The organism is Rhodococcus sp. G-MC3, from assembly GCF_030063335.1.
Classification (GTDB): Bacteria; Actinomycetota; Actinomycetes; order Mycobacteriales; family Mycobacteriaceae; genus Rhodococcoides.
Window position 1 is genome coordinate 90,838 of sequence record NZ_JASISW010000007.1, and the last position, 10,637, is coordinate 101,474.

11 protein-coding genes are annotated in these 10,637 nt (G+C 63.1%); 4 read left to right on the top strand and 7 right to left on the bottom strand.

Annotated elements, in window-relative coordinates; translation table 11 throughout:
• Positions 1-2,832, top strand: coding sequence for a leucine--tRNA ligase (gene leuS / locus QMK17_RS09615; protein ID WP_442972734.1), 2,832 nt, complete (start codon positions 1-3; stop codon positions 2,830-2,832).
• Entirely contained in the window at positions 2,829-3,467 is a 639-nt protein-coding gene (locus QMK17_RS09620; protein WP_283508585.1) for a hypothetical protein, read from the top strand. Before leuS ends, QMK17_RS09620 begins: the two co-directional genes overlap by 4 nt.
• A 68-nt stretch (positions 3,468-3,535) precedes the next feature.
• On the opposite strand, the gene QMK17_RS09625 is transcribed toward QMK17_RS09620, so the two are convergent.
• From QMK17_RS09625 to QMK17_RS09635, 3 genes are all read right to left on the bottom strand, one after another.
• Positions 3,536-4,237 carry a thioesterase domain-containing protein gene (locus QMK17_RS09625; RefSeq protein ID WP_283508587.1) on the bottom strand — a complete coding sequence of 234 codons (702 nt, stop codon included), beginning with the start codon at positions 4,235-4,237 and terminating at the stop codon, positions 3,536-3,538.
• A 351-nt stretch (positions 4,238-4,588) separates the two neighbouring features.
• Positions 4,589-4,915, bottom strand: a complete 327-nt coding sequence (locus QMK17_RS09630) for a branched-chain amino acid transporter permease (protein ID WP_283508589.1) — start codon at positions 4,913-4,915, stop codon at positions 4,589-4,591.
• Positions 4,912-5,592, bottom strand: coding sequence for an AzlC family ABC transporter permease (locus QMK17_RS09635; RefSeq protein ID WP_283508591.1), 681 nt, complete (start codon positions 5,590-5,592; stop codon positions 4,912-4,914). The genes QMK17_RS09630 and QMK17_RS09635 overlap by 4 nt, the downstream gene beginning before the upstream one ends.
• Positions 5,593-5,663: 71 nt before the next feature.
• Between QMK17_RS09635 and QMK17_RS09640 the strand changes: the two genes are divergently transcribed.
• Positions 5,664-6,116: an Lrp/AsnC family transcriptional regulator gene (locus tag QMK17_RS09640; protein ID WP_442972735.1), complete on the top strand. Its 453-nt coding sequence runs from the start codon at positions 5,664-5,666 to the stop codon at positions 6,114-6,116.
• Between the two features lie 249 nt (positions 6,117-6,365).
• Here QMK17_RS09640 and QMK17_RS09645 read toward each other — a convergent pair whose 3' ends face one another.
• The 3 genes from QMK17_RS09645 to QMK17_RS09655 form a co-directional block, all read right to left on the bottom strand.
• Positions 6,366-6,791: a pyridoxamine 5'-phosphate oxidase family protein gene (locus tag QMK17_RS09645; protein WP_283508593.1), complete on the bottom strand. Its 426-nt coding sequence runs from the start codon at positions 6,789-6,791 to the stop codon at positions 6,366-6,368.
• 169 nt (positions 6,792-6,960) lie between these two features.
• Complete coding sequence (locus QMK17_RS09650; RefSeq protein ID WP_283508595.1) at positions 6,961-7,629, bottom strand: SDR family oxidoreductase; 669 nt, start codon at positions 7,627-7,629, stop codon at positions 6,961-6,963.
• 9 nt (positions 7,630-7,638) lie between these two features.
• A complete protein-coding gene (locus QMK17_RS09655; protein WP_283508597.1) occupies positions 7,639-8,163 on the bottom strand; it encodes a DinB family protein in 525 nt (174 codons plus the stop codon).
• A gap of 119 nt (positions 8,164-8,282) precedes the next feature.
• Here QMK17_RS09655 and ggh point away from each other — a divergent pair, with 119 nt between their 5' ends.
• Positions 8,283-9,620, top strand: coding sequence for a glucosylglycerate hydrolase (gene ggh / locus QMK17_RS09660; protein ID WP_283508599.1), 1,338 nt, complete (start codon positions 8,283-8,285; stop codon positions 9,618-9,620).
• A gap of 38 nt (positions 9,621-9,658) precedes the next feature.
• Here ggh and QMK17_RS09665 read toward each other — a convergent pair whose 3' ends face one another.
• Positions 9,659-10,609, bottom strand: a complete 951-nt coding sequence (locus tag QMK17_RS09665) for an alpha/beta hydrolase (protein ID WP_283508874.1) — start codon at positions 10,607-10,609, stop codon at positions 9,659-9,661.
• Positions 10,610-10,637: the final 28 nt, after the last annotated feature.

The window sequence follows — 10,637 nt, forward strand, 5'->3', positions numbered from 1 at the left end:
CTGGTGAGTGTGACCGATCCAGCCAAAGCGCCTTCCGAGACCGTCCCCGAGCATCGTTATACCGCGGATGTGGCCGGGCGTATCGAGCAGCAGTGGCAAGACCTGTGGGATGAGCAGGGCATCTTCGACGCCCCCAACCCCGTCGGCCCCCTCGCCGGTGACGTTCCCAAGGACAAGCTTTTCGTGCAGGACATGTTCCCGTATCCGTCGGGCAGCGGTCTGCACGTCGGACACCCCCTCGGCTACATCGCGACCGACGTCTTCGCTCGGTTCCACCGCATGCACGGACGCAATGTTCTGCATGCCCTCGGCTACGACGCCTTCGGCTTGCCCGCCGAGCAGTACGCCGTTCAGACGGGAACGCACCCGCGTTCGACGACCGAAACCAACATCGCGAACATGCGACGCCAGCTCCGTCGCCTCGGGCTCGGGCACGACCGTCGCCGGTCGTTGGCGACGACGGACGTCGACTTCTACCACTGGACGCAGTGGATCTTCCTGCAGATCTTCAACTCCTGGTACGACGTGGATCAGTCGAAGGCGCGTCCCATTTCCGAACTGGAATCGTCTTTTGCCGATGGTTCGCGGGCGTTGGACGACGGCCGCGACTGGGCTGCTCTGACGGCATCCGAGCGTGCAGGCGTCCTCGACGGATTCCGCCTGGTCTACGAGTCCAACTCGATGGTCAACTGGTGCCCCGGCCTCGGCACTGTCCTTGCCAACGAGGAGGTCACCTCGGACGGCCGCAGTGATCGCGGAAACTTCCCGGTGTTCCGAAAGAATCTGCGGCAGTGGATGATGCGCATCACCGCGTACTCGGACCGGTTGATCGACGACCTCGAGTACCTGGACTGGCCGGACAAGGTCAAGTCGATGCAGCGCAACTGGATCGGGCGCTCCCGCGGTGCGCAGGTTTCCTTTTCCGGGATTGACGTGTTCACGACCCGTCCGGACACTTTGTTCGGTGCGAGCTATGTGGTTCTTGCTCCCGAACACAACCTGGTCGACGGGTTGGTGGCCGCGCAGTGGCCTGCCGACGTGCCTGCCGTGTGGACCGGGGACGCCGCGACCCCCGCCGAGGCCATCGCTGCCTACCGCGCAAGCATCGCCGCGAAGTCGGACCTCGAGCGCCAGGAGAACAAGGACAAGACCGGCGTTTTCACCGGCTCCTATGCCGAAAACCCCGTCAACGGCGAGCAGGTCCCGGTCTTCATCGCCGACTACGTGCTCACCGGCTATGGAACCGGCGCAATCATGGCTGTTCCCGGGCACGATCAGCGCGACTGGGAATTTGCGAAGAAGTTCGAACTGCCTGTCCGCGAGGTCATTTCGGGTGGCAACGTCACCGAGGCTGCGTACCTCGGCGACGGCGCGCTGGTCAACTCTGATTTTTTGAGCGGACTCTCGGTGGAGGAAGCCAAGGCGACCGTCATTGCTCGCCTCGAAAAAGAGGGCAAAGGCAAAGGCACTATTCAGTACAAGCTGCGCGATTGGCTCTTCGCGCGCCAGCGGTACTGGGGCGAGCCGTTCCCCATCGTGTACGACGCGGAGGGCAACGCCCATGCGCTCCCGGATTCACTTCTGCCGGTGGAGCTTCCGGAGGTCGCGGACTACGCGCCCGTCTCGTTCGACCCCGATGACGCCAGCTCCGAGCCCTCGCCTCCACTGGCGAAGGCGACAGACTGGGTGAACGTCGAACTCGATCTGGGCGACGGTATGGCGACCTACCGCCGCGACACCAACGTGATGCCGCAGTGGGCAGGCAGTTCCTGGTACCAACTGCGTTACATCGACCCGACCAACTCCGAGACATTCGCGGATCCGGAGAACGAGAAGTACTGGGTCGGACCGCGTCCCGAGATCCACGGTCCCCACGATCCCGGCGGCGTCGATCTGTATGTCGGCGGCGTCGAACACGCTGTTCTGCACCTGCTCTACTCGCGTTTCTGGCACAAGGTGCTCTTCGACCTCGGCCACGTCAGCTCGAGCGAGCCGTACCGCCGCCTGTACAACCAGGGATACATCCAGGCGTACGCGTTCACCGATGCGCGCGGGGTCTACGTGCCTGCCGAGGAAGTGGAAGAGCGCGACGGCGCGTGGTTCTACCAGGGCGAACCGGTCAACCGTGAGTACGGGAAGATGGGCAAGAGCCTGAAGAATTCCGTCTCCCCCGACGACATCTTCGCCGAGTACGGCGCGGACACCCTGCGGTTCTACGAGATGTCGATGGGCCCGCTGGACACATCACGACCGTGGGCGACGAAGGACGTCGTGGGCGCGCAGCGATTCCTGCAGCGCGTGTGGCGTCTGGTGCTCGACGAAGAGACGGGTGCGGTACGCGTCACCGACGAGAAGCCGAGCGAGGACACTCTGCGGGTACTCAATCGGATCATCGACGGTGTGGAAGCGGATTACACTGCGCTGCGCGACAATACGGCCGGCGCCAAGCTCATCGAGCTGACCAACCACCTCACCAAGGAATACCCGAACGGTGCCCCGCGCGGTGTCGTCGAGCCGTTGATCCTGATGCTTGCACCCATGGCTCCTCACCTGTCCGAGGAACTGTGGAAGCAACTCGGGCACGACCGCTCTCTCGCGCACGGTCCGTTCCCGCGGGTGGACAAGAAGTGGCTCGTCGCCGATACCGTCGACTACCCCATCCAGGTCAACGGCAAGGTGCGGAGCCGCATCACGGTACCGGCGGATTCCACCAACGACGACGTCGAGAAGATCGCATTGGCGGAGGAGAAGATCGTCGCACTGCTGGACGGAAAGGCGCCGACGAAGGTCATCGTCATTCCCGGTCGCATGGTCAACATCGTCCTGAAGTGACGTCCATGAAACCCGGCAGCACGCTGACAACGGTGATGTTGAGTCCCGTCGTCGGCGGATTGATCCAATTGTGGACGGACACCGGCGCGCATCTTTGGACAGTGGCCGACCCGGATGGGCTGACTGCCGTTCTGGGTCGGGGTCGGATTGCTCGCACATCCATGCCGGACAACCGCTTTCGCGAGGCGGGCCTGTTCGACGCGATCAGTTCCACTCTGCTCCTGCAGGAACACACTTTCGCGCTGTTGGAACCGGTGGCACCCGAGACGAACCCGTGGAACTCGCTGCAGGAATTCCTCAGTGATGTGTCGATGGCCGCCGCCCAGCGCGGAGAATTTTGGGTGCTCGAGCTCGGTGGCTGGGATTCACCGCAGATTCCGTACTGCTTCGCCGCCGTGATGACGTCACCCGAGTCCGCTGTTTCCGTGGTGGAGACGTCCCCGGTGCCGCGCGGCACGGGGGTGTGGCCGGACGACGTTCCGCAGGATCAGACGGGCACGTCGGTGTCCGGGCCCGCGACGGAGGACTCCGTCGCGGCCGCGTCGATCTTCGCGGCCGCAGCGGCGTCGCTGTGGAACGTGCAACCTTGGGATCTTGCGATCACATTCGGGCAGTTGCCCTCGCACGAGGACTGACCAGGGGAACTACCCGTGACACGGCTTCGCCGCCCTATCGACGCGCGGGCCGGATACCCGCACCGAACTCAGATGTACTTGTTCACCAACGGCCCGACGAGCTCGAAGGACGTGGCGTCGGGCACCAGGTACTTGGTCACCTCGCCGCTGACGAAAGGGTGCCAGGCCGGCCCGATGTCGGATCCGTCGGTGGAGACCACGATGGCTTCCCCGACGTACACGCCGGGGAAGTGCTTGCTCGCCAGAGCCTCGTTGTGAGTCGCGATGGCGAGCAGTTCCTCGGCGCGGCTGCGGTCGATATCGTCGCCCATGCCCGCGAGGAGTGAAGCAGAACTTTCGACGCTGCTGGACTGCATCGGCTCGCTGTCGAGGATGGTCAGGCTGCGCACGGCGACGCCGCGTCCCTGAAGTACGACGGCAACGGCGTGAGCCAGTAAGCCTCCGAAGGAGAGGCCGAGCAGGTGTAGTGGCCCTGAGCTGCGTATTGCGAGGATCTCGTCGGCGTAGTGAGTGGCAAGTGCAGTGAGCGAGACCGGGCGATCCCCCGGGGTCTGGAGGCCGTAGACGGGGTGTTCTGCTCCGATGTGTGCAGCGAGAGCGGTGTAGCAAGAGGCGAGGCCGTCGATCGGGTGGATGCAGAAGACGGGTGCCTCGGTGCCGGTGGGCCGGATCGGCAGAATTGCCTGGATCGGCTCGGTCGAATACTCGGTGGTCTTGCGGTCGGCGACATCGTCGTAAGTGAGATGAGAGTAATCGTTGATGACGGTCATGCTGTGGCCTCCGGGGTCGAGTCTTAGAGATTCAGGGCGTGAGCGAGCCCTGCTGTAGTTCGTATTCGCCGATTGACGAGTATGTCGGCCGAGCGTCCTGATGTGTTACCTACGTCTCACTGGACTTTCCACTCAACCATGAGCGTTCGGCGAGCGCATTAGTGAATCGTCACCAAAAAGTGTCCGCGATGCTGGCGTGACCGTTATCTGCCCATTGGGCCGAATCACACAGTGGTAATTCGCATTTCGGCTGTTCGAGGCCTTGCGGGTGATGCAAGTGTGGACATCTGTGGCGCAGAGGGCCCCAAATCAGCAGTCACACCAGTCACATAAGTATCAGCCATGGCGGCACTACAGAATCCAGTTCTCCAGCAGGACACACGTGGCCGTCCCGACGAGAATGCTCAGGGCCGCGTTGCGTCGTAGTAGGTGAGTCCCGACGGTGGCTGCGACGCCCGCGATCTGTGGCACGCCGTGGTGCGCGCTGAGAAGATCGATCGAGGACAGGGCGTAGATGGCGAGCACGGCGACGGCGCCCAGCGGCATCCATCCGCCGATCGCGTCGAGAAGCGCCGACTCACGCAGCCGGGATCGCACGGCAAACGGGATTGCTCTCAGTGCAAATGTGATTCCCACTGCTGCAGCGAGTGCACCCGCGACGTACACGTAGTCGGTCATGACCTGCGCGCCCGGTAGTGGCGAACGATCGACACCGCGGTGAAGACACCCATGGACACGAGCAGCATCGATCCCGGTGCCAGCAGAAGTCCGAGTGCTCCGGCCGCGCAGGCCAGCATCAGGGTGACTCGGTCGGGATCGGCGCGGTACGTGTCCAGTGCGAGCACGACGAACAGTGCCGTGAGGACGAAGTCCATCCCCCGCACGTCGCCGAGTGCGACCTGACCGACCGCTGCGCCGATGAACGACCCGAGAACCCACGACGAATGCAGGCCGATCTGTGTCCACAGAATCTGCCCACTGCGCATACGGGTGGACGCGAGCGCGAAGGCTTCGTCGCACAGCGCAAAGATGCTGTATAGCTTCGCGAATCGCCCGTCGACGCGGTGCAGCGGGAACGTCAGTCCGTAGAACAGGTGGCGCGAGTTCACCAGGAATGTCGTGGCGGCGATGGCGGCGATCGGCATTCCTGCGGCCAACATTCCAACCAGGATGAATTCGACTGAACCGGCGAACAGGACGCCGGAGATGATCGGGGCCAACCACCACGGCAGGCCCTGGGTAGTGACGGTGACGCCCAAACCGATTCCGAGAACCAGCAATCCGATCCAGACGACGCTTGCGGAGCGTGCGGCATCCCGGAGAGGAGACAGCGAGATTTCGGCCTGAACGGTCATGGAGCAATGATAGGGAAACGCACTCAATGAATTATTGCTCGAACTTGCTGGATCAGCTGCTCTACAGCAATATGTGGGACGTGGATTCCATCGACGAGCACATTCTATTGCTCCTGCAGGAGGACGGTCGTCTGTCCAATCAGGACCTGGCCGCCCGCGTCGGACTGACTCCCGCGCCGTGCCTTCGTCGTGTGCGAAAGCTGGAGGAGGACGGCGTCATCGCGGGTTACTCTGCGATCGTCGACCGGACTCGTCTCGGGCGTGGTTTCGAAGTCATCATTCATGCAGATCTTGTCGCGAAGGATCTCAGGACCGTGGGGGCGTTCGAGAACAGGATCGCCGGCATGGACGAGGTGGCCGAACTACGACGGATGTTCGGCATCCCCGACTACTTCATCCGGGTCCGTGTCGCCGACCTCGCGGCATTCGAGAAGTGGCTGACGACGCAGTTGATGGGAGATCCCGCGATCGCCCGCGTGGATTCGCGCATCACCATGAAAGTCCTGAAAACCGACGCACCCTAGGCGCGCCCAATACCCGCCCCTGGAATCAGCGCACCTGCGGGTATCGACCGTCGCCGAGGTCGGGGTCGGGCAGGACGCCGTTCACTGTGATCGAGCAGGCCTCGTCGACGATGATCCCGTAGTTGCGCCAACATGTGTGCGATCGCGAGATTGCTGTCCACGGTGTCTATTTCGGAGGAACACACCGATAATCGGGAACAGGTGATTTCCCGGCAGAAATCTAACACCGCTCGACCCACACGGCCACAATCAGATGGACCCCAAGTCTGCACCCAGCCAGTGCTCGATTTTCAGGGCGAAGAGAGTCTGATCTCCGTGATCGGATGTGGCGAATTCGAGGTATCCGTCGACCTTCTCTGGCTGGAGGTAGCGCTCGGCCATCTCGCGGAGCTGTGCGGCGGTGCCGGGTTCCTCGCGAACCACGGGTCCGTCGACGGCAACATACTTGATGGTGGGAGCGACGCGCTCGACCATCAAGCTGAATCGACCTGCAGCGCGGATTAATTCGGCCTTCCTGGACGTTTTTCCCGTCAGCAACCATGCTTCGCCGCCGGGGGTGTACTGGTACCAGATGGGTACCGTCAGCGGACCTCGATCGTTGCCGGCAAATACCGACAGGGCCGCTATGTGCGGCTCGGACAGAAACTCTTCTCGTTCCGATTTCGACAATGCCATGCGGTCAGCTTAGGGTGATTTCTGCAGGTCGTCGAAGGGTTCGGCATATCGATACCGCCCGTTCATCAGCTTGTCCTCTGGAATCCCTCCCACCCGCGGCCCAGCCACAACACTGCCACCGGTTTACAACGCAAGTTTCAGTTGTGTACGCGCTCCAGGGTTGTGAGCGTCAGCGCGGCTTGAGCACGATCTCCGTCGGATGAGCGTCCGCGGGAGTGTCGACAGCATTGCGCACCGCGGCGGCAACAGTGCCGGCCTGCAAGAACTTCGACCCGTCGTAAGTACCGCCCTCGTGCTCGACAATTGCCCGCTGCATATCGGTATCGATCCGGCCCGGATGCACCGACGTCACGCGCAGCGACGGCTCTTCCTGACGCAGCGCGTCTCCAAAGGCCCTCAGGGCGAATTTCGACGCCGCGTACGCGCCCCAACCCGCATTGACTCGCAGACCAGCACCGGAATTGATCAGCACAACGTGCCCGCCTGCTCGTCGCAAAGCGGGAAGAAGTGCCTGCGTCAGCGCGACCACCGAGAGCACGTTGCTTTCATACTGGGCTCTCCAGGAGGCGATCGTGGATTCCTCGACGGTCCCCAGTTCCGCTACGCCGGCATTGTGCACCAGAACGTCGAGCGCGGGGATCTCAGAGGCTGCGCGAGCGACGGCTTCGTGATCCGTCAGATCGACCGGCCAGGGTGTCGAACCATCGAGTTCCGAAACCACCGCGGAAAGAGACTCCGACGACCGGCCACCGAGATAGACGTGATGATCCGGTGCCAATGTCCGTGCGATCGCCGCGCCGAGGCCCCGGCTCGCCCCTGTCACCAACGCTGTTTTCATACAGCCAATCTAGTCAAGAACCATCCCGGCCTCGGCAGCCCAGGCCATCGTCGTGTTCCCGCCGTCGAGCGATTCTCGGATGATGTCCGCGTGACCAGCGTGCTGCGAGACTTCTCGGAGGATGTGGAACAGCGTGAATCGAGCGGATTGCCACACGCGTTCGGGAGCCCACGGCGCCGTCGGGAGTGGAATCTGGGCGTCGAGATCCATATCGGCAACGGCCTTCGCCGTCGATTCGGCAATCCGCTCGTACTCCTGCACGAGTGCGGCGACGGTTTCGTCCGCCCCGAGGACATACTCGGTACCCATCCGCGACATGTCGAACTCGGCGTTCTCGTCCTTCTCGGCGATGGTCTTCATCCAATCCCGCTCATTGCCCACCACGTGGTGCAGCAGCCCTCCCAGGGTCAGTTCGCTGACCGTCGTCCGCTCTCGTGCCTGCTCGTCGGTGATACCGCGGACGGTGATCAAGAAGTTCTTTCGTTGTTCGCCGAGCATTCTCAGAATGTCGGCCTTCTCACCGGTCATGGTCATGTAACTGCCTTTCGTTGCTGGTGAGGACAACTTTAGAAACAATCGAGGACAGGTTCGGTCCGCGATGGAAACCGAGACTCGATAAGCAAAAAACAGTGATCGGTCGCAAACTAGAGGACATGGGCGACCGTGGATACACCTCGACACAACTTGCCGGACGGGCTGCCTACCTCTTGCGCGGCAACGACCTGGGCACGATGACCAGCGCTGCGCCCCGCTTGTATCCGCACATGTGGAGTTGGGACGCGGCGTTCGTGTCCGTCGGCCTTGCGCCGCTCAGCGTCGAGAGAGCCGTCGTCGAGCTCGACACCCTGTTGTCCGCGCAGTGGAAGAACGGAATGATCCCGCACATCGTCTTCGCCAACGGTGTCGACGGCTACTTCCCGGGTCCCGCCCGGTGGGAGACCAGCGAACTCGCCGTCCACGCTCCGCTCGGGCCGCAGACCTCGGGCATCACACAGCCGCCCGTCCATGCCATCGCCGTCCAACGGATCCTCGATCACTCCAAGAGACACGGCCGAACGACGCGCTCGGTCGCGGAGGAGTTCCTCGATCGTCGGTGGGAGAACCTCGTCCGCTGGCATCGGTGGCTCGCCGAGGCAAGGGACATCGACGGCAGCGGACGCATCGCGCTGTACCACGGCTGGGAATCGGGCATGGACAACTCACCGCGGTGGGACGCGTCGTACTTGGGCGTCGTGCCCGGGGAGATGCCGCCGTTCGTGCGCAAGGACGATGCCGTCGTCACCGATCCTTCGCAGCGCCCGAGCAACCTCGAGTACGACCGCTACATCTGGCTCGTCGAAGAAATGAAACAGGCGGGCTACGACGATTCCGCACTTGCGGAGAAGATGAGCTTCGCCGTCGAGGACGTGTTCGTCAGTGCAATCTTCGCGATGGCGTGCGATGTTCTGGCAACCATCGGTGAGGAACACTCCAAGCCCAATTCCGACGTCCGCGAACTGCGCGGCTGGGCCGAGAAGTTCCGCAAGGGCGTCATCGCGACCACCGACGAACGGTCGGGAGCCGCTCGGGACTACGACCTGCGTGCGCGACGGTGGATCAGCACCGACACCATTGCAATGTTCGCTCCCCTGCTGTGTGGCGGGCTGCCGCGCGAGCAGGAACGGAACTTGATCCGCTTGTTCGAGGGCACCAGGTTCTGTGGTCATCCCGACCTCAAGTACGCGGTGCCGCCCTCCATCTCTCCGGTATCGCGGGACTTCCGTCCGCGCGAATACTGGCGGGGCCCGGTGTGGCCGGTGATGACGTGGCTGTTCTCCTGGGCATTCGCTCGGCGAGGCTGGGCCGAACGCTCACTGAATCTGCGCGACGAGGGACTTCGCCAGGCCAGCGACGGCAGTTTCGCCGAATACTACGAACCGTTCACCGGCCAACCACTGGGCAGTATGCAGCAATCCTGGACGGCGGCAGCGGTACTCGACTGGCTGGGCTGATTCGGGTGGGCTACCAGGGCTACCAGCGCGTTCGGGCGTCAATCCCGCAGCGCGCGCTCGAGCGTCGGCCACGACGCACGCAGCGCGTCCTGCCAGTACAGCCACGAATGTGTTCCCGGGTGCCCGAGGTCGAACTGCGCAGGAATGCCCAGGTCGCCGAGCCGCTGCTGCAGACGCTCGGCACAACCGTTGGCTACTGCCTCGATGAATCCGCCGAGCGCAATCTGGTCCGACAGCGGTGGTGAACCCACCGGCCTGAGTGTGTTCGGAAGCTCGTACGGTCCTGGCAGACCGGTGGCATTGGAGACGAACAGCTCTAGCCCCCTGAGTTTTTCGGCGTTGACGAACGGATCGTGCTCGAACCATCGCGGATCGCTGCCTGGGCCCCACATGTTGTCGGCGTCCGCTTTGCCGCGAATGCCGAGGAGAAGGCGAATGAAGTTCTGCGACACAGGGTCCGACGTTTGCGCACACCCGCTGTACGACGCCACCCCCCGGTAGAGTCCCGGCGACTGGATCGCCAGGTCCAGGACGGATCCCGCGGACATGGACAATCCGCCGATCGCGTTGACGCCGTTGGCGCCGAGGGCATCGTCGAGTATCGGGGGCAGTTCCTGCGTCAAAAATGTCTGCCACTTGTTGCGGCCGAGCGTCGGATCGTCGCGCTCCCAGTCGGTGTAGTAGCTCAGATATCCGCCGACAGGAATCACGACGTTGACGTTCTTGTCCGCGAAGAATTCGGACATGTCGGTCTGCTTCAGCCAATTTGCACCGTCTTCGCCGCCGCCTGCCCCGTTGAGCATGTACAGCGTGGGTTGCGGCACCGACGTCTCTGCCGGCCGGAGCACCTGGAGTTCGATGACGCGGTCCATCGACGTCGAGTACACGAACACGTCCCAGCGAGTGTCACTGATCTTGTCGATATGGTCGAGAGAGCTCATAGCCGAAGGATCGGCCGTCGCTACGCCCGCGGCTGCGAGCATCGCCATCGCAATCACCCCGACCACGATGCGCTGC